Here is a 20,409-nt window from a genome sequence, read left to right as displayed (position 1 = left end):
ACATAAAAGTTATTTCTATTTTTTATAGAAAAAATTTTCTGCTAAATTAAATATGAATGGTGGTAAAAAATATTGCTTCGCAATAGAGATAATATTTTGAATATGTTTTTGATCCAGATGCGGTATTAATCTTTGAATATAAGGATCTTTGTTTTCCCCTGTGGTAAAAAAACTTCCTTTCCAGGTTTTGATAAGTGCATCATTTGCTCGTTTTTGGCAGCTTTTACTCCAATCAATATTTCGTATAGTTCGATCGAAACAATGAGTCAACCATTCTCCCCCTGATCTCGGAAGAAGTAATAATGGATCTTTCACGCCTTTAAAATAACCAGTAACTAGTGAGGTTAAAAATATTTTTGCTTGGGAAACGGAGAGTGGTGCGAAACACCATTCACCACGTATGCCAAGCATTTTACTTTCTCCTTGATTACCCAGCGCACAATAAATTAAGTGTTCTAACCACAGTAACAATCCATCTTTGGCTGATAATGTACCTGGTTTCCATCGTAATAACCCGTTTGTATGCACTGTAGTTAACCAACCAGAGATTCTGATATCATCTAACAATAGATCTACTTCAAGATTAAACGTTTTTATCGATTTCCAGAATCGGACCTGTGTAGCAAGTTTCTCAATATTCTGAAATTGTTCAGCCCAAAATAATTCACCAAAAACTCCATATGGAATCAATCCAGTACCGCATGCCTTCCTAAACAAATCAGCGGAATTCTCTCCGTTAACAAGCGAATTAATTAGCCAGTTATTAATTTTATACTTGGTCAAGTTGTCAATAGTAAAAGGCTCACTTTCTGATAGTTTATATGCTTTTTTATGGAAAGTGATTTTCAAGCGTTTTTTAAACCAAGCCCGAATTGGATGACGATAAAAAAATAACAAATCGTCTAATGAGAATGTTGAATTTTGAGATAACTGTGTTTTCAAAGGAACGAAAAAGTTTTTTTGTGGTTTTCCGGAGCCATTAGCAGCGGCTAACCATTCTGAAGCAAAGCTTTGACATTCGCTATTAGGAAGAAAATTTTCTTTCGCAAAAGGCATCCTACTGTGCTTCTGATATAGGTAAGGTGCCCGATAAAATTGATTTTCAGTTGTATTTATATAAAAGTTATCCTCGTAAAAATAAAAATTCTGTGCAATGTAATTACTTAGTTCACTTACAAGTGTCGACGGATAGCAGTGTGAATTATTTCTAGTATTTTGATCGATAAAACTAATATATAAATAACTTTGCGCAGAAATAAGTACTTTAAGGAATAAATAGCGATCCTCATCACGCAAATTATGATCTCCACACCTAGGTTTTTGCTTCATTAAATCAAATTCTAATGCTGGCTGCGTACGTGGATAAATACCACTATTCATACCTAATAAACATATCACTCGAAACGGAATAGAACATATTTCTGGCATCAGAGTACAGAAAATAATTGACTCAGCCATAAAATCCTGATTTCCTTGTTCTACCTCTTCTAAAGAAGAAGTTAGTTCATCCTGTAATATAGCCAATGAAACAGATTGAGTATATTTTGATTTTAAACCATATATTATTATTTGTTTCCATTTTCTTTCTAAGAATTTTAGAATCTCTTTTTCTTTAGAATTAGGCCTAAAAAAATCTTCAATTATTTGTTTGGCACAGTTTAACCAATCATCTAGAGAATGAGATATGGCAAGATAATCACGCCATTTTTTTAATTTTTTTAAGAATTCTGCCAACTGACCAGCTAGGTTAGCTACTAATCCACTAGATTCTTTATAAGGAAAAATATTTCTCCAGTCTCCATTATCGCTGTCCATAGCGTATCCCAAAAGCATTCGAGTTAGACCGTGTTGCCAAGTATGACGACAGAAAGTAACAGGTAAGTGAAATGCATGCAAAGTATTATCATCTAATCCCCAACGAATCCCAGATTCTTCCACCCATTTTCGCAGTAATCGGATTCCTTCTTTATCAATAGAAAAGCAATTCGCTAACGCTGGTACTTCTAATAGTTCAAAAATTTGTTCAGAAAAAAAACGGCTTTTCGGCAACTTTAATAAATTGAGAAAAGTTATTAAAATAGGGTGAAGGTACTGTGTTCGATTTTTCAAAATTGAAAAAGGCAAACGATACTCCTTGTTAATATTACCTCCAAATATTGTTGTAATCGATGGTATATATCGATTGATATCAGGAGCCATTACAATAATGTCACGCAATCGTAGTGTTGGATCCTCCGTCATCATTGCTAGTAAATTGTTGTGCAATATTTCTATTTCTCGATGTTGGCTATGGCAGGAATGTAAACTTATTGAACGGTCTTTTTTTTGAAAAGAGTATTTTCTTTCATTTTGATTTTTTATTTTAGAGTTTTTAGCATCATCTGATTGATCTTCGAGCATTAGAATATTGTTTTGCAATACATTTAGTAAGTTTTTTTTTCTTTTTTTTACTTTTTTTTTTGTAAACGCATCTATATTTAGAATCTTATCTATTTTTTCCAAAAGCAACAAAAGATCACCTCCTTGTTTTCCACAAGACATAAGCAATGGGTTAGCAACTTTCTTTCCTCTTAGCTTTTTATCAAACGATAATTCAGTTTTTTTTGAATGCTGAAATAGATTTCGTGTAATAGTTATCGATTCTTGATAATGCCTTTTCCTAAAAGGGGACAAGAACTGAGCAGGAAAAGTCTGATTGTAAATAGTTTCCCAATAGTAACTGCATGGATTTGCAAATAAAAAATAAATGTCAATATGATGACTCATACTTTGTAACATTTGTAAATAAGTCGGCGGTAATGTTGATATTCCAAAAATAAATATTCTAGTTGGTAGTCCAATAGAAAGCGTCTGGCTTTGCATAAGTGTTTTGAAAAAATGTTGATAGGGATTTTTTTGATGCCAAAGAAATCCTTCTTTTCGTTCAGTGTTTTCTACCAATGCTTTCCAAACCATCGCCTGCCATTTTTGTGTCTCATTTATTTCGTCCACTAATTTTCCTTTTTCCCAAGCTTCCAGCCAGTCAGGTCGATAAATTAAATATTGATTAAATAAATCAGCTATATTTTTTGATAGTTGAAAACTTTTACGTTGATTCTTATCAGAGTGTAAATATTTTCTAATTAATTCAAAATCAGGATGTTTAGATAAAGAAGGAAGTAGTGTCATCAACTTCCATACCATTACCGATTTTATAAATGAATCATTTAAATTTGGAGCATCAGGATAGAGACGAGACAACATTTGCCAAATAAAATTAGAAGGTAACAAAAAGTTAATATTAGCGGCAATTTTAAACTCTTTTGCTAATTCTATTTGCAACCATTTTGCCATTAAATTTCCGTGTACCAGAACTATTTCTGGTTGAAAGGGATTTTCCAGTGGACAATTTATTATTTGCGAGCCCATAATGGACTTTAATACATCTAGTCGATTAGAATGGTAAACTGTAAACATTTTAGTTCTTTTGAATTTTTTTCAGGAGGAAAAGTTAGTTTTTTTAAATTGGGATAAAAACGCGCAATTTAATATTAATTATAATGAAAAGAAAGCTTTTTTACTTTTAACAGTATTAAATAATTTAACTATGTGAAATTCTTTATTTTAGAAGAAGATGTTCGATCGAGATCGGTTTTTCTAGAAAAAAAATTATTTATCTAGTATTGGACATCAATACTTTGAAATATGTATAAAACTAGTTAATTTAAAGACTAAAAATTTAACTAAATAACATTTGAAGAGAAATTTTTGAATAAATTAAACTAAATATGGCTATTTTAGTATATGCACAATTTTTCTATAAACAATTAATAGTGTATCCATTTCAAGGAATGAAATGTATTTTTTCAAAAAAAAAGAAAAAGTTTTGCTTATTTTAAATAAATGGCATCATTTATAAATGATCGTCATTTTAAATGAACGTAGATAGAAGAAGAATTTATAATTCTAATTAAAAAACTTACTATTCGAATGTTTTTTTAAAAATTCATTACTAATGAGTGGTATATTTGACATGCCGAACCATTATGATTAAGCCTGCCACAACCATTGGAAATGATAAAATTTGCCCCATACTAAAGAATCCTCCAAACAAACCTAGTTGTCTATCTGGCTGACGAAAAAACTCAACCAAAATTCGAAAAACTCCATAAAAAATCAAAAATAAAGCGGACACACTTCCAACTGGACGTGGTTTTCGAATGAAAAAATTGAGAATTATAAATAAAGTTACTCCCTCTAATAGAAATTCATAAATTTGTGATGGATGACGAGGTAATGTTCCATATTTTTCAATCAGTATATGCCATTGAGGATGAGTTAAAAGCAGTTGTTCATCTTCTTGTTGAGATCCAGGAAAAAGCATCCCCCAAGGGGAATTTATTGTGACTCTTCCCCATAATTCACCATTGATAAAATTACCTAATCGACCAGCTCCTAATCCAAATGGAATTATCGGTGCAACAAAGTCAGATACTTTAAAAAAGTTTCGACGAGTACATTGAGCAAACCAAAACATCACCAAAATTACTCCGATAAGTCCACCGTGGAACGACATACCTCCATTCCAAATTTTAAACAAATAAAGAGGCTCTTTAAGAAATAGAGAAAAGTTGTAGAACAGTAAATAACCAACACGACCTCCAAGTAATGCACCTAAAAAACCGGCATATAGAAGCCTTTCAGTTTCTTCTTTAGTCCAATCATTGTTTGGAAGATTTGTACGTTTTTTTGCCAACCATATAGTAAAGATGAAACTTATAACATACATTAATCCGTACCAATGTAATGAAATCGGTCCGAAAGAACAAATTACTGGATCATATTGAGGAAAAACTAAATAACTAGTTTCTTTCACAGTTACGGCACCTATTCCTAAAAATATATTTTGTAAATGTTGATATAATGTATGGTTATAATCTTTCTACCAAATTGTTACTTATAAAAGTTAAAAATTTGAAAAAAATATTAGTTTTATTAATTAAATAAATTACTCTTTTGAAGATAGTAAAGAAATAATTATTTATTTAAATCATTATAGAATATTCGAATTCTGTAATAAGATAGTTATTATTCAAGGCTAGCAATTTAATGTTTTTTCTTTTCTATTAAAGTGACAGATGATAGCATTTAAAATGCTTAATGTTATTTCTAAATAGAGTTCAATACACCATAAGACTAAATTGAAATGTATTAAATACGCCATAAATCATTAAAATATAAATAAAAAGAAAAAAGTTTGGAAGTAATACACACGAACTACCAAAATTAGTTAGTGAGTCTTTTTTATCAAAAAAAATTTTACAAAAAAATGACCTCTTATTCCTCCAAAAGAAGATCATTATCAATCTTGATAGGACCTTATAATAAGTCTTACCTCATTTATGATAGTAAGCAAATACTGTTACAGTGAATAAAAAGTCCAGTTTTACTTAAGGTAAGTATAACATCTATGAATAAAAAGTGATTTTACTCAATGATAATAAGATATGTTGAATTTGTTTTACACTTGAATCTTTGTTCTTAATTAAATGCCAGACTATGCAATATAAAGCAATATGTAAAAAACTATATCTTATTGCAATTTACTATAAACTTGTTTAATATCAGTGTTTTTTTGAACTAATGATTTATTTTTTTAGTTCATTTATAAATTTTATTTACTTGAAAAAATTTTATTTAAGATGTGAAATATTTCTTTCATTATCAAAACTATTAAAATATAACCAACGATTAATTTTAATTAAAGTTCGGTGAGATTATAACTAGTTAATTTTTGTGTTATAATTTTCGAATGCTTAAAAATTAAAAACCTTTTCCAAAGAGAGGAAAATTAGATTTCATTTACTTTGGAATAAATAGTTCTAACAATTTTAATATAAAACTGATTGATGTTAATCAGAAAACAGATATTCTTTAGATTCGTCGGTATTTTAGGATAGTTTAAGATACACATACTTAAAATATGTTTTGTCCTAGTTTCTATGGACACACTATGAATACAAACCTAAAAGGCTAATAGAACTCTGAATATTGTTAGTTTTGCTTATAAAGACTTCTCAAAAACATGGAAGTATTAATCAAAAATTCATTCCTTGGTTATTAGCTATTTTATGAAAATAGATTCGGTAGTTTGAAACGGAATCTAATATTTGCTGCTAAAATAAAATGTTTATTATAAATTCCCTAAAGTATCTTTTAAATTTTTTATAAGTTTTGAAAAAGTCCAAAAATTAGTAAACCATTTTTTATGGATATTCCGTTCTCCAATCAAAATAAAAAATGTAATTCTTTTTCAGATAGAAAGACTCCATTTTCTGTTAACTCCGCATAAACATAAATTATTTATTATTATGATTTGCTTCACTGAAATCATAATAATAATATTATATAATACTAATCACGTAATGATACGAAGTGACTTATTAATGGCCACTTTTTCACGAGTTTTGGCATCAACTTTTTTTGCAATGACCGCACAATAAACACTATAGCGTCCATTTTCAGAAGGCAAGCTACCTGAAACAACAAGTGATCTAGCTGGAATTCGACCATAGTGTATTTTACCTGTTTCACGATCATAAATTTTTGTGCTTTTGCCAATAAATACCCCCATAGAAATAACTGACCCCTCTTCTACAATTACTCCTTCAACTATTTCAGAGCGAGCACCAATAAAACAATTATCCTCTATAATGGTAGGAGTGGTCTGTAGTGGTTCTAAGACGCCTCCAATGCCAGCACCACCAGATAAATGAACGTTTTTTCCAATTTGTGCACACGAGCCAACTGTAGCCCAGGTGTCTATCATAGTGCCTGTATCAATATATGCTCCAATATTAACATAGGATGGCATTAAAACTACATTACGAGCAATATAAGCACCTTTCCGTACGGTAGCAAGAGGTACAACACGAAATTTTTCCTGGTAAAAACGGGCATGATCCCATCCATTGAATTTCATTTCTACTTTGTCGAAGAAGCGCGCTTTACCAATTTTTATCAGCTGATTTTTTGACATGTAGAATGAAAGCAATATCGCTTTTTTTATCCACTGATGAGTAATCCATTCCCCGTTTATTTTTTCTGCGACTCGTAACTCTCCTCTATCAAGAGCTACAATGATTTCATCAATCGAATTACGAACAGAACTATCGATATTTTTTTCAAAAACCGAATCACGTTGTTCAAATAAGTTTTCTATAATTTTTTTTAGTGAATGCATCAATTCGTTTAAATTAAATTTTATTGAAGAGATTATTTTTCATTTTAATCAAGAAAGTCTTTATTTCTTGCAGTTAAGAAGATGTTTCTTTTAGATTTTTTTGTTTCACTGAACAATTTCTTGAAAGAAAAATCTCTAACGAGATTAATCTAAGTTTTTAGATTTTATTAAAAATATCAAAGTAGAATTATTTTAAACTAACTAAACTTCTTTAAACATGACAATATGCAATTTTTAAAAATTTTGATGAAAATAAACGCCGAGTATAAAAAATTTAATTCAAAAAATATGATTTAGTGCTAAAAAAATTCAAAATAAAATTTTTATCAATCTTATCTTACGAAAAAACAGTATATGTTTGTTTTCTATTTGATTAAAATTACAAGTTCATTACAATTACTAAAACGTACCAGAAAATTTCTAGCTTATTAATATAATTAACAAGTTAATTATATTAAGTATATTATCTGCTATATTATTGAATAATTAATTCTTTTGAGTAAGACTTAATAGGAATCATCAGCATGTAGCGTTATGATTTCATATCCTTCATTAGTAACTGCTATCGTATGTTCATATTGTGCAGATAAGCTTTGATCTTCCGTTTTAACGGTCCATCCATCCTTCATAGTGTAAACACGATAGCTTCCAGCATTGACCATAGGTTCAATAGTAAAGGTCATCCCAGGTCGTAAAACTACACCTCCATCATCGGCATCGTAGTGTAATACCTGTGGCTCTTCGTGGAAGTTTTTGCCAATACCATGCCCACAGTAATCACGAACCACTGAAAAGTTTTCAGATTCGACAAATTGTTGAATCGCTTTTCCTAGGACTCGTAAACGAATTCCAGGTTTAACCATGCGAATTGCTAAATATAAACTTTCTTTTGTTACACGACATAATCGATCACCTAGAACTGTTGATTTTCCAACAGTAAACATCTTTGATGTATCTCCATAAAATCCATCTTTAATGATTGTAACATCGATATTAAGAATGTCTCCTTCTTTAAGTTTTTTTTTATCGCATGGAATTCCGTGACATACAACTTCATTGACTGAAATGCAAACAGATTTTGGAAATCCATGATAACCAAGTGATCCAGAAATAGCTCGCTGCTTTTTAGTAATATGTTGATGACAGAGACGATCCAGCTCTCCAGTACTAATTCCTGGTTGAATGTACGGCTCAATAATACTTAGTACTTCAGAAGCTAGTTGACCCGCAGTGCGCATTTTCATAATGTCTTTTTCTGTTTTAATAGAAATAGTCATTTTTCATTATAAGATGTTTTTTCTAGTATTTATCCTTTAAGGATTCAAGCACTTTGAATGCTAATCAAAATCTGTGCTAATTCGAATTTCTAAAGATTTTTGAAAAAATTAACTTGTTTATGCTAAAATAAAACAACAAAAGGAAATAGTCAAACTTTAATTCTTGAATTACTTTCCAAGAAATTTTGGAACTATGTTTATCTAGCTAGCTTTTATTTGACTTTGTAAATGCAAACTAGTACGTGTCATTTAAATGTTCTTGGATGGATAGAAACAAAACTAAGGAAATCTTGCAGCAAAAAAAAGGACGTCACGTCGACTACATATTATAATATTGCCTGTATTTATAGAGGTTTATTTATGGAAATAGTCTCCATGCGCGATATGATGCGAGCTGGCGTACATTTCGGTCATCAAACCCGCTATTGGCATCCGAAGATGAAGCCATTTATTTTCTGTGCTCGTAATAAAGTTCACATTATTAATCTAGAAAAAACTGTATTATTATTTAATAAAGCTTTAGTTGAACTGAATAGAATTGCCTCAAATAAAGGAAAAGTTTTATTTGTTGGCACAAAACGAGCTGCAAGTGAAGCGGTTAGAAGGTCAGCTAAAAGTTGTGATCAGTTTTTCGTTAGTCATCGTTGGTTAGGAGGAATGCTGACTAATTGGAAAACAGTTCGTCAGTCTATAAAACGACTGAAAGATTTAGAAAATCAGTCTCAAGATGGAACCCTCGAAAAATTAACAAAAAAAGAAGCAATGATACTCACTCGTGAGCTCGAAAAGTTAGAAAATAGTTTAGGCGGCATCAAAGATATGGGTGGCTTACCAGATGCGCTCTTTGTTATCGATGCCAAGCATGAACATATCGCTATAAATGAAGCTAATAATTTAGGTATTCCAGTTTTCGCTATTGTTGATACAAATTCTGATCCAAACGGTGTAAATTTTATTATTCCTGGAAACGATGATGCTGCTCGCGCAATCGATCTTTATTTAAATTACGTTTCTGCTGCTCTTCGAGAAGGACATTCACATGAATTGTTACTGGATCACGATTAATTTTTCAGTTTTATAATTTTAATAACATTTTAACTAGAAGAGTTTTTGTAAGAAAATGAGCAAAATCACTACTGCTTTAATTGTGGAATTACGTAGACGCACCGGAATAGGATTATTAGAATGTAAAAAAGCGCTTATTAAAGCTAACGGCAATATAGAGATAGCCATTAAAGAAATGCGCAAAACTGGAAAAATTGAAGTTGCTAAGAAAATAAAGCGCATTACAGGAGAAGGAGCAATCTTTGTTAAAATCTGCAAAAACAAACAACATGGAGTTATTATTGAGCTAGACTGTGAAACTGATTTCGTAGTTAGAAATAAAAACTTCAATGATTTTGGTAACAAAGTTGTTAACGTCGCATTACACGATCGTATTACTGATGTTAACACACTAAGAAAGGTATGCGCGGAACAATGTTCTTTTTTAATTAGGCAGGTTGGTGAAAATATCAATATTCGTCGATTCGGTATTCTAGAAGGGGATCATATCGGCTTTTATCTACACAATACACGCATTGGAGTTATAGTTTCCGGTAGCAACATATCCAAAGAACTAATTAAATACATTGCGATGCATATCGCCGCCAGTAAGCCAGAATATATTAATAAATATGATATACCAACTGAAGTTTTTTCTCGTGAATATCAAATTCAGTGGTCTATTGCTGAACAGTCAAAAAAATCAGATGGAATTATCAATAAGATTGTAGATGGTCGTATGCGTAAGTTTATGGAAGGCATTTCTCTTATTGAGCAAAATTTTGTCATGGATCAAAATAAAAAAGTTGGTCAATTATTAAGTGAACATAACGCAAAAATTAATGATTTTATTCGTTTCGAAGTAGGCGGAGTATGATAGAGAAAAAAATTTAGTTTAACATTGATTTTTACTTACTATAAACATAATTACTTTGGTTATTTTTGGATTGCTTCAATTAAACTAAAAAGTAAATTAAAAAGGTATTATGAGACTTTACCATTAACTTGTCCATTATTAAATGGTAGTGTTTTGATTATTTTTTTTATAAACTTTCTTTTTATTTGGAAATAAATAATAAATGACAAATAATTTAAAATTAATCTATCGGCGCATTTTACTCAAATTAAGTGGTGAAGTCTTACAAGGTCAAAAACGTTTTGGTATTGATATTAATGAAGTAAATCGTGTCGCTCAAGAAATAAAAGAGTTGGTAGAATTAGGTGTGCAAGTAGGAATAGTTATTGGTGGTGGAAATTTATTTCGTGGTATAGAATTGGAAAAAAGTGGCATAAGTCGTGTAGTGAGCGATTATGTCGGAATGTTAGCAACTGTAATAAATGGTATGGTAATACGAGAGGCATTGCATCGTATTGGTGTTAACGTTACTTTAATGTCAACAATTCCAATTAATGGGATCTCTGATAGTTATAATTGGTATGAAGCTATTGGATTATTAAAAAATAACTATGTTGTTATTTTCTCTGCTGGAATTGGAAATCCTTTTTTTACTACCGACTCTGCTGCTTGTCTTCGCGGTATTGAAATTGAAGCTGAAGTTGTATTAAAAGCTACGAAAGTAGATGGCGTGTTTTCTTCCGACCCTATGAAAAATTCAAACGCTGTGCTTTATGAACAATTAAGTTATCAGCATGTACTCGATAAAGGTCTAAAAATCATGGACCTTAGTGCATTTACATTAGCACGAGATCATGACTTGCCAATACGCGTATTTAATATAAATAAATCTGGTGCGTTGCTACGTGTAGTTATAGGCGACAAAGAAGGAACTTTAATTACGAGATAAATATAATATGAAAAATTTAGACGAGTCGATAATATTGATCACACGGTTTACTAAAGAATTTAGTTTGAAAGAGGGTCTCAAATGTGATAAACAAAATCCGTAAAGACACTGAATGTCGTATGAAACAGTGTACTGATACATTCAAGAACCACATTAGGGATATCCATACAGGTCGTGCTTCACCAAGCTTACTTGCTAATATTCCCGTCAATTGCTATGGAACAATAATTTCATTAAACAAATTAGCTAATATTGCTGTTGAGGATTCGCATACCTTAATTATTACAGTGTTTGATTATATGTTAGTGGCATCAATAGAAAAGGCTATTATGACTTCTCATTTTGGGCTTAACCCAAATTCTAATGGAAAGATTATTCGTGTACCATTGCCATCTTTAACTAAAGAAAGACGACTTGATTTAATAAAAGTAATTCGATCCGAAGCAGAATGTGGCAGAATAGCAATTCGCAAAGTTCGTCGCGATGTTAATGAAAAATTGAAGGAATTATTGAAAGATAAAACTATTTGTGAGGATGAACACCGTCGTTTGCAAGATGATATTCAAAAATTGACTAATTTTTGGATTAGCAATCTAGACGCTGTTTTATCAGAAAAAGAAGCAGAATTAATTGAAATATAATTCTTTTTTAAAATTAAGAAAGGAAACTGCTACAGTAATTGTTAGTCTATCTAAAAATAGGATCAGATCACTGTGGCAGTTTCCTTTCTTAATACCGTTTTCTAGCTATAAAATTAATTAATGTAATTTCGTGTTCAAATACGAGAAATAATTTCATGAGATATTTGGCAATTCTTGGCAGTACTGGATCAATTGGCATTAATACATTAGCAGTAGTAAGAGATCATCCAGATCAATATAGCGCTCATACATTAGTAGCTGGAAGTAATGTTTCTTTAATGACTGAACAGTGCTTCGTTTTTCGTCCTCTTTATGCTTGTATGAAAGATAATATCAGCGCAAAAATTCTTAAGAAGAATTTATCTCAATTGGGAATTACAACCACTGTGTTATCTGGTATGCATGCAGCTTGTGAGTTAGTCTCTCTAGACGAAATAGATATAGTCATGGCTGCTATTGTTGGAATAGCAGGACTAACTACAACAATAGCGGCGCTGCGTGCTGGAAAACGAGTTTTATTAGCTAATAAAGAGTCACTTGTTACTTGTGGTCGACTATTTATGAACGAAGTGCGAGCTAACCATGCTCAATTACTACCAGTAGATAGTGAACACAATGCGATTTTTCAAATCTTGCCAGAAAAAATTCAACATGGATGGGGTTTTTCCTCTTTAGAAGAACATGGTGTATCACGTATTATACTAACTGGCTCGGGCGGTCCATTTCGTCAAACACCTCTAAAAGATCTAACTTTGATAACTCCAAAACAAGCTTGCTCTCACCCTAATTGGTCAATGGGACGAAAAATTTCAGTAGACTCTGCTACCATGATGAATAAAGGTTTAGAGTATATCGAAGCGCGTTATTTATTTAATGCTAAAAGTGAACAGATAGAAATATTATTACATCCTCAGTCTATTGTTCACTCTATGGTACGTTATACTGATGGTAGCGTGTTGGCACAACTAGGTTCTCCTGACATGCGAATACCTATTGCTCATGCAATGGCATACCCCAAACGTATTTCGTCCGGTGTTGCACCATTAGATTTTTTACACTTTGATATGTTGAGTTTTTCCCAACCAGACGTTAAACGTTATCCATGTTTACAATTAGCCATTGATGCCAGTAAACAAGGTCAGGCAGCAATAACAACACTTAATGCTGCTAACGAAGTTGCAGTTGATGCATTTTTACATGGAAATATTCGCTTTACCGATATTGCTATTATAAATAGAAACGTCTTAGAACAAGTTGATTTGCCCGAACCACGTAACTTAGAAGAAGTGCTAGCGATAGACAATCAGGCAAGAAAAAAAGCAAAACAGAGTATTATTATTTTAAATAAATAAACTAATTAAAAAGTGGTTTGTTTTCTTGCCAGAAAAAATAATGCAGTTTTGACTTATTGATTATTAAGCAATTGAGCTTATGAAGTTATTCATAGTAAATATATATTTTTTGAATGCTCAAATTTTTCTTCTGTTCTGATAGAACAGTATTTACCAAGATGAACATATATAAAGAGTGATATTGCCCGAGAATCAAAAGGAGTCAACAATTTTTACTCCTCCATCACCACGACACGTGGCCATTATTATGGATGGTAATGGTCGATGGGCTCAAAATAGAGGCAAACTGCGTATCTTTGGACATCAAGAAGGCGTAAAGTCAGTTCGACGTGCAGTAAGTTTTGCTGTTGGACATCGACTTGATGCGTTAACTTTATATGCATTTAGTAGTGAAAATTGGAATCGACCCATTCAGGAAATTTCAGCATTAATGGAATTATTTATTAGAACGCTCGATAGCGAAGTTAAAGTATTATGTAAGAATAATGTACGATTACGCATTATTGGTGATACCTCTCGTTTTGGAATACGGTTACAAGAAAGAATTCGTCGTTCGGAAGCAGAAACTTGTGACAACGAGGGGTTAGCTTTAAACATTGCTGCAAATTATGGTGGACGTTGGGATATAATTCAAGGAGTGCGGCAACTTGCTAATCAAGTTCAAAATGGTATTTTACATCCTGATCAGATAAATGAAGACGTTTTTTGTCAAGTGGTTTGTATGAATGAATTAACTCCGGTAGATCTTGTTATTCGTACTGGAGGAGAACATCGTATCAGTAATTTTTTACTATGGCAGATTGCTTATTCAGAATTATTTTTTACTGATGTATTATGGCCTGATTTTGACGAAACTGTTTTTGAAGGTGCGTTAAACGCCTTCGCTAAACGAGAACGACGATTTGGAAAAACAAATCCTGAATGATTCATAATTTTAAAAAGAGGAAAAGTGAAAATTTTGATAAAACAACGTATAGTTACATCTTTTCTTCTGATACCAATTGTTATTTTTTTATTGTTTTCATTATCTCTAACCGGATTTTCGTTAATTACTCTTGCAATATGTATGCTCAGCGCTTGGGAATGGGGAAAGCTAGCAGGACTAAACTCGAATAGCCACAAGATTTTTCTAACTATTCTCTATGGAATCTTTCTAACACTATTGATGATCTTTATGACATCAACGCATTCGTCATTTTTAGTTTGGCGAATAAATTTTATCTCTTTGACTATTTTATTTTGGTGGTTTATAATAGTTTTTTGCCTGATATTATCTTATCCTTATTCTTCTACAATCTGGCGTACATCTATACTGTTACGATTGATATTTGGCTTCTTGACTATTTCTCCATTTTTCTGGGGGATGTTAATCCTTCGATATCACCATTATTCTACCAATAGTTTTATTGGCGCTTGGTGGATTTTATATGTTATGGTTTTAGTATGGAGTACAGATACTGGCGCTTATATATTTGGACGTACTTTAGGGTATTATAGATTAGCACCAAAAATTTCTCCTAAAAAAACCTGGGAAGGGTTCATCGGTGGTTTAATTACTTCTGCAACTGTTTCTTGGTTATTCGGAATATATGCGCCTCTTGAATCAAAATCAACAGTTGCTTTAATTGTTTCATCAATTGCCACGGTTTTGGCTTCAGTACTCGGTGATTTAATTGAAAGCATGTTAAAGAGAGAGGTTAAAATCAAAGATAGTAGTAGATTAATTCCTGGACATGGTGGTATTTTAGATTGTATAGATAGTTTGATTGCTGCTTTACCAATATTTACATGTTTTATGTTAAAAATTTTTCAGAGTATTTAATTTAGAATAATTGAAATGAAATACTACAACTTTTTTATACTTCAACAAAGTAGTTGAAAAGATTTTTCAATGCAGTATTGCATGGTAAGTATGAAGATGTATGCAAATCATTCTGAAAAAAGTTACTGAAAGTAACATAGAAATGCAAAAGGATATGTTTATAACATAAGTTTTATATGCAAAATATCTTCTCCAAAGGTCATTTATTAAAAAATGAGATATTTAAGTATCTACGCAAGCTGCGCGATCTATGTAACATCTATAGATTTTCAATAAAAATATTTCTATAATTTTCTTTTAAATTACTCGTCAGCAATTAAATAGAGTTCGGAACTCTTTGATTTAAGAGGCATATGTTAACGAACATATAAACCTGTTGCGGTTTGAACCGCAACATATTTATGTTGATCTCGATTTATAATTTTTTGCAATCTAATCCCATAAATATTTGTGCTATCAAACGAGTGTCTCCTTCTGCGTAAAGGAAAAGCGTAATTACAAATTGCTAATGTAGGAAATTACTCTGTATTACACAACAGGAATCAAATCGTATTGAATAATTAATTTATATTTGAACAAATTGGTTTCTTATAATGTAACTGTATCACTCGTCACTAGAAATGATAGTATAACTAAAAGCTACTAGCATTAGTATTAAGTCTAAAAAAAAGAAACAACATACTAAAAACTGATTAAGCATTTTTCCCAAGGAGAAGAGAGCTGAAAAACATGACTTTATATTAAGTTTACTTGATAAAAGTAAGCAGACACTTTATTTAGATACCGATTTTTTAAACTATCTTATCTCTTAAGGTAAGAGAAACATGTTTCTTTTGGTTCTTATAAATACATTTATACAACATATCTAAAAATACTAAAAAATCTCTTAAAAAGAATAAACATGCTTTTGCTTAGTTCCATTCGCATTACTATGGTCAGCCTAATTCTATCATATACATTATAACAAGTTTGGTTTTATTTATCAGAGTTAGATATTAATAGCAAATGCTACTTGATTAAATTAAAAATAACATATTATTAGAATGACGATAATAAGAAGATTCCTTATAGGAGTGCTATTGTTCAGCAATACTGTTGACATATGTTTTGCAGAAAAATTTTTGGTGAAAGAAATTCACTTTGAGGGATTAAAAAGAATTTCTACTAATACAGCATTATTAAGCATTCCAATTCATGTTGGTAGCGTAACAACTGATGAAGATATCAGTAAAGCTATTCGTAATCTTTTTTCTACTAAGAAATTTGAGCATGTACGGATACTTCGCAACGAAAATTCTTTAATTGTACAAGTTAAAGAATGTCCAATAATTGCTAGTGTTGTTTTTTTTGGAAATAAAATAATAAAAGAAGAAACACTAAAAAATCATTTTGACTTGAATGGCATTCGAGTCGGTGAATTCCTAAATTGTTCCAATATTTTTAACGCTAAAAAAGATCTGGAAGACTTTTATTATAGTATTGGTAAATTCAATATAAAAATTGAAACAATACTTACACCGATAGAGTGTAATAGAGTTAATTTAAAATTAATATTTAGTGAAGGAGCTACTGCTAAGCTTCAAAAAATTAACATCATTGGTAATCATATGTTTACAGCCAATAAGCTACTTTCATTTTTTCAACTGAAAGATAAACTACCATGGTGGGATATTATAAATAATCGAAAGTATCAAAAACAAAAATTAATTAATGATTTAGATACTCTTCGGAGATTCTATTTTAATCAAGGCTATGCCTGTTTCAATGTTGATTATACTCACGTCAGTCTAACCCCGGATAAAAATGGGATTTTTGTTACTTTAAAAATCACAGAAGGCTTAAGATATACGTTAACTGACATAAAAATTAATTGTAACATAGCTAACTTTTCTACAGAACTCGAACATTTAGCCAAAAAGAATCTGCCTTTGCTTACTAAAGAACTGTATAATGGCGACAAAGTTTTCAAAATAGAAAGTGATATTAGAAATCTGCTTTATCAAAAGGGTTTTCCATATCCACAAATAATTATAAAAAAAGTAGTCAATGATGCTGATAAAACAATTGAATTACATATTAACGTTGATGTAAGAAACAAACTTTATGTGCGTTACATTCTTTTTGAAGGTAACAATTTTACTAAAGATTCTGTTTTGCGTCGTGAAATTTGTCAAATGGAAAACTCTTTATTTAAAAGAAATTTAGTTGATCAAGGTCAAAAACGCTTGAATCGTCTCGGGTATTTTCAAGATGTAAAGATTAAGATTCGACCTGTTTCTAACTCAATGGACCAAGTAGATATTATTTATAACGTAAAAGAGTGCAACACAGGTAGTTTAAATGCAAGTATCGGTTTCGGAAGCGAAAGTGGTATTAGTTTTCAATTTAACATACATCAGGATAATTGGCTTGGAACTGGCAATCTTCTCAGTTTTAATGGAGCTAAAAATGATTATCAGACTTATACAGAACTATCAGTGATAGATCCGTATCTTACAGCAAATGGTATTAGTTTGGGAGGTAAAGTATTTTACAATGACTTTTACGCTGACAATGCGGATTTATCTGATTATAACTTAAGAAGTTTCGGTATGAATACCATGTTTGGTTTTTTAGCAGGAGACAACCACTCGTTTAAAGTTAATCTTGATTATATTCATAATGATCTAAGTAACATGCAACCACAAGTAGCAATGTGGCGTTACTTAAAAGGTTTTGGTATTAATTCAAAAATAATTTCGACTAGTCATTTAAAAAACGATTTTGATATTAGTGCTAATGATTTTTTTGTGTCAATCGGATGGGTTTTTAATAATCTAAACCGAGGGTATTTTCCTTCATCCGGAACAAACACAAATTTAATCGGAAAAATAACCATGCCAGGTTCTAACAATCAGTACTATAAAGTTATTTTTGATTTTTATCGCTATATTTCACTTAACGAAAATAATGATTGGATATTAAAAGGACATACTCAAATGGGTTATTCCAATGGTTTTGATGATAAAGATGTGCCATTTTATGATAACTTTCATGTAGGGGGGGCCAATAGTGTTCGTGGTTTTCGTGTTAACACCATCGGACCAAAAGCAGTTTATTATAAATGCAATAGCAATAATACCTACTATAGTGAATGTCAAATAAGCAAATCGAATGATGCTGTAGGCGGAAATGCAATGGCGATTGCAACAACTGAACTTATCATCCCAACAACACCGTTTTTGAATGAAAGGCAAAATAATACGATACGAACTTCATTATTTGTTGATAGTGGCACCGTTTGGGATAGCAAATGGAAGAATACTAATACAACTCTTGAGGCAAAAATTCCAGATTACAGTAATCCTAAAAATATACGAGTTTCCGGTGGAATTGCTCTACAGTGGATCTCACCTCTTGGTCCACTGACGTTTTCTTATGCAAAACCAATCAAGAAATATGACGGGGATAAGGTAGAACCGTTTCAATTTAATATCGGTAAGACTTGGTAAAAATGTGATAACATTAGAGGTAAATAGTCGATTTTTAAGGTAAAAACCTTGTCGATTGATAACATTTAAATAATATATGAACATTTCATAAAAAATATTATTCATTTGTAAAAAATTTTTCTTTGCGAAAAATTTAAGGAGCCTTGTAGTGAATAAGTGGTTTTCCATTATAGTCTTATTGAATTTAGGATTCACTATTACTTCGACTTCGCAAGCTGCGGATAAAATCGCTATCGTTGATATTTCAAGCATTTTTCAGCAATTACCACAACGAGAGACCGTAGCTAAGAAACTTGAAGACGAATTCAAAAAACGAGCTACTGAACTTCAATCAATGGAGCGAGATTTAAAGATTAAAATGCAACAATTACAGCTCAATGGTTCTAACATGGAACCTGATGCACGCATTTCATTAGAAAAGTCGTTGATTGCACAACGTGATAATCTTTCTACTAAAGCGCATGCTTTTGAACAAGACAATCGACGTCGCCAGACAGAAGAACGTGACAAAATTTTAAATTGTATTCAAGAAGCTGTGAGAATAGTAGCTACTAAAAAAAATTATGATATAGTAATTAATGCTAATGCTATTGCTTATGCCAACAATGCTAAAGATATTACTAACGACGTTCTAAAACAGGTTAAATGACTTATCATGTCTTCAATTCGACTAGCTGATTTGGCGAAGCAGTTGCATGCAAAATTGCATGGTGATGGCAATACCATTATCACTGGTATTGCTTCTATAGATAGTGCGCAAGCTGGTCAAATTACATTTCTTTCGAACAATCGTTTTCGAAAAAAACTCTCTTCCTGTCAAGCGTCTGCTGTAGTGCTTACCGTTGATAACCTTCCTTTCTGTGCAGGCTCTGCATTAGTGGTTGAAAATCCCTATCTTACTTATGCTCAGATAGCACAGTTAATGGATACTACACCAAAACCTGCTATAGATATTGGAACAGGAGCGGTTATTGCTTCAGACGCTATTTTGGGTGAACGGGTAGCAATTGGTGCTAACACTGTTATTGAATCTGGTGTGGTACTCGGGGATAACGTAATAATTGGCCCTGGGTGCTTTATTGGGAAAAATACTTGTATTGGATCTACTACACGTTTATGGGCCAATGTTACTCTTTATCATGAAATTTCTATCGGAGAACACTGTTTGGTTCAATCTGGCGCTGTAATAGGTGCTGATGGATTTGGATATATTAATGATTGCGGAAATTGGATTAAGATACCTCAACTTGGACGCGTTATTATCGGTGATCGAGTTGAAATTGGAGCATGTACTACAATTGATCGTGGTGCGTTAGATGACACTCGCATTGGTAATGGTGTAATCATTGATAATCAATGCCAAATTGCACATAACGTAGTTATTGGAGATAATACTGCAGTTGCTGGCGGTGTTATTATGGCAGGAAGTTTAACTATAGGTCGTTGCTGCATGATTGGAGGTGCAAGTGTTATCAATGGTCACATTGCTATTTGTGATAAAGTTACAGTTACTGGAATGGGAATGGTTATGCGTTCGATAACTGAACCAGGAGTTTACTCTTCTGGAATTCCGTTGCAACCAAACAAAGAATGGCGGAAAACAGCTGCATTAGTTATGAACATTAACAATATAAAAAAACGAATAAAGACTATTGAACGAAAATTGTCAAAGAACTAACTATCTTTCTAGATAAGATAAGAATTAAAATTGTGCATGTCTAGATTTTAAATGATTATCAGTCTTTTTTTTGTAAT

General features: G+C 31.7%; 14 protein-coding genes. 10 read left to right on the top strand and 4 right to left on the bottom strand.

Translation table 11 applies throughout. The features are described from left to right. Window positions 1-15: 15 nt before the first annotated feature. From recC to map, 4 genes are all read right to left on the bottom strand, one after another. Entirely contained in the window at window positions 16-3,456 is a 3,441-nt protein-coding gene (gene recC, locus JK145_RS01065; RefSeq protein WP_220665024.1) for an exodeoxyribonuclease V subunit gamma, read from the bottom strand. Window positions 3,457-3,991: 535 nt separating this feature from the next. Continuing rightward, the gene (gene lgt / locus JK145_RS01060; RefSeq protein WP_220665023.1) at window positions 3,992-4,855 is read right to left on the bottom strand and encodes a prolipoprotein diacylglyceryl transferase; all 864 of its coding nucleotides are present in this window, start codon (window positions 4,853-4,855) and stop codon (window positions 3,992-3,994) included. A 1,542-nt stretch (window positions 4,856-6,397) separates the two neighbouring features. Then, window positions 6,398-7,222, bottom strand: coding sequence for a 2,3,4,5-tetrahydropyridine-2,6-dicarboxylate N-succinyltransferase (dapD, locus tag JK145_RS01055; protein WP_220665022.1), 825 nt, complete (start codon window positions 7,220-7,222; stop codon window positions 6,398-6,400). A gap of 506 nt (window positions 7,223-7,728) precedes the next feature. Next, window positions 7,729-8,499, bottom strand: a complete 771-nt coding sequence (gene map / locus JK145_RS01050) for a type I methionyl aminopeptidase (RefSeq protein ID WP_220665021.1) — start codon at window positions 8,497-8,499, stop codon at window positions 7,729-7,731. A gap of 360 nt (window positions 8,500-8,859) precedes the next feature. On the opposite strand from map, the gene rpsB reads away from it, so the two are divergent. From rpsB to lpxD, 10 genes are all read left to right on the top strand, one after another. Next, window positions 8,860-9,564, top strand: a complete 705-nt coding sequence (rpsB, locus tag JK145_RS01045) for a 30S ribosomal protein S2 (RefSeq protein WP_220665242.1) — start codon at window positions 8,860-8,862, stop codon at window positions 9,562-9,564. A 55-nt stretch (window positions 9,565-9,619) separates the two neighbouring features. Next, window positions 9,620-10,420 carry a translation elongation factor Ts gene (gene tsf, locus JK145_RS01040; RefSeq protein WP_220665020.1) on the top strand — a complete coding sequence of 267 codons (801 nt, stop codon included), beginning with the start codon at window positions 9,620-9,622 and terminating at the stop codon, window positions 10,418-10,420. A 202-nt stretch (window positions 10,421-10,622) separates the two neighbouring features. Further along, window positions 10,623-11,348: a UMP kinase gene (gene pyrH, locus JK145_RS01035; RefSeq protein WP_220665019.1), complete on the top strand. Its 726-nt coding sequence runs from the start codon at window positions 10,623-10,625 to the stop codon at window positions 11,346-11,348. Between the two features lie 83 nt (window positions 11,349-11,431). Continuing rightward, window positions 11,432-11,989 carry a ribosome recycling factor gene (gene frr / locus JK145_RS01030; protein ID WP_220665018.1) on the top strand — a complete coding sequence of 186 codons (558 nt, stop codon included), beginning with the start codon at window positions 11,432-11,434 and terminating at the stop codon, window positions 11,987-11,989. 155 nt (window positions 11,990-12,144) lie between these two features. After that, window positions 12,145-13,341 (top strand): 1-deoxy-D-xylulose-5-phosphate reductoisomerase, encoded by a 1,197-nt coding sequence (ispC, locus tag JK145_RS01025; protein ID WP_220665017.1) that lies wholly within the window; start codon window positions 12,145-12,147, stop codon window positions 13,339-13,341. A gap of 181 nt (window positions 13,342-13,522) precedes the next feature. Next, window positions 13,523-14,266 (top strand): (2E,6E)-farnesyl-diphosphate-specific ditrans,polycis-undecaprenyl-diphosphate synthase, encoded by a 744-nt coding sequence (ispU, locus tag JK145_RS01020; protein WP_255555802.1) that lies wholly within the window; start codon window positions 13,523-13,525, stop codon window positions 14,264-14,266. A 33-nt stretch (window positions 14,267-14,299) separates the two neighbouring features. Continuing rightward, on the top strand, window positions 14,300-15,163 hold the full coding sequence (locus JK145_RS01015) for a phosphatidate cytidylyltransferase (protein WP_220665016.1): 864 nt from the start codon (window positions 14,300-14,302) through the stop codon (window positions 15,161-15,163). Between the two features lie 1,043 nt (window positions 15,164-16,206). Next, complete coding sequence (bamA, locus tag JK145_RS01010) at window positions 16,207-18,654, top strand: outer membrane protein assembly factor BamA (RefSeq protein ID WP_220665015.1); 2,448 nt, start codon at window positions 16,207-16,209, stop codon at window positions 18,652-18,654. Window positions 18,655-18,820: 166 nt separating this feature from the next. After that, window positions 18,821-19,303 (top strand): OmpH family outer membrane protein, encoded by a 483-nt coding sequence (locus JK145_RS01005; protein ID WP_220665240.1) that lies wholly within the window; start codon window positions 18,821-18,823, stop codon window positions 19,301-19,303. 6 nt (window positions 19,304-19,309) lie between these two features. Continuing rightward, the gene (gene lpxD, locus JK145_RS01000; protein WP_220665014.1) at window positions 19,310-20,332 is read left to right on the top strand and encodes a UDP-3-O-(3-hydroxymyristoyl)glucosamine N-acyltransferase; all 1,023 of its coding nucleotides are present in this window, start codon (window positions 19,310-19,312) and stop codon (window positions 20,330-20,332) included. The last annotated feature ends 77 nt before the right edge of the window (window positions 20,333-20,409 follow it).

It is taken from the genome of Sodalis sp. CWE (assembly GCF_019646055.1).
GTDB lineage: Bacteria > Pseudomonadota > Gammaproteobacteria > Enterobacterales > Enterobacteriaceae > CWE.
Note: the sequence above shows the minus strand (reverse complement) of the source record. Positions and strands in the feature narration are given on the sequence as shown.